General features: G+C 59.5%; 1 rRNA gene. It reads right to left on the bottom strand.

From position 1 onward, the window contains the following. A 23S ribosomal RNA gene (locus HCA44_RS20695) occupies positions 1 to 646 on the bottom strand; the annotation flags it as partial.

Genomic DNA, 646 nt, shown 5'->3' with positions numbered 1-646 from the left:
CGCCCTACAGGCTTACACCCGGTAATCCACCACCGGGCCCAGCTACCTTCCTGCGTCACCCCATCGCTTGACTACTACCAGGAAAGGTCCCGTGCAGCCGGCCAACAGGAACCCGAAGGAACCCACAAGCCATTTGGACGGTTAGTACTCCTGATTCATCAGGGGCGCGTTCACACGGGTACGGGAATATCAACCCGTTGTCCATCGACTACGCCTGTCGGCCTCGCCTTAGGTCCCGACTCACCCTGGGCGGATTAACCTGGCCCAGGAACCCTTGGTCATTCGGCGGAAGAGTTTCTNTCACCCCGCTGCTTCCACGGCTGCACGACGCTCCCCTACCCATCCACACACCTGGCCAACCCCCCATGAGGGGAAGGCGGGCTTATGTGAATGCCGCGGCTTCGGCGGTGTACTTGAGCCCCGCTACATTGTCGGCGCAGAATCACTTGACCAGTGAGCTATTACGCACTCTTTCAAGGGTGGCTGCTTCTAAGCCAACCTCCTGGTTGTCTTCGCGACTCCACATCCTTTTCCACTTAGTACACGCTTAGGGGCCTTAGCCGGCGATCTGGGCTGTTTCCCTCTCGACTACGAAGCTTATCCCCCGCAGTCTCACTGCCGCGCTCTCACACCCTGGCATTCGGAG

The sequence above is a fragment of the Rhodococcus sp. HNM0569 genome (assembly GCF_012726205.1).
Classification (GTDB): domain Bacteria; phylum Actinomycetota; class Actinomycetes; order Mycobacteriales; family Mycobacteriaceae; genus Rhodococcus_F.
This window is presented reverse-complemented; position numbering and strand designations above follow the sequence as displayed.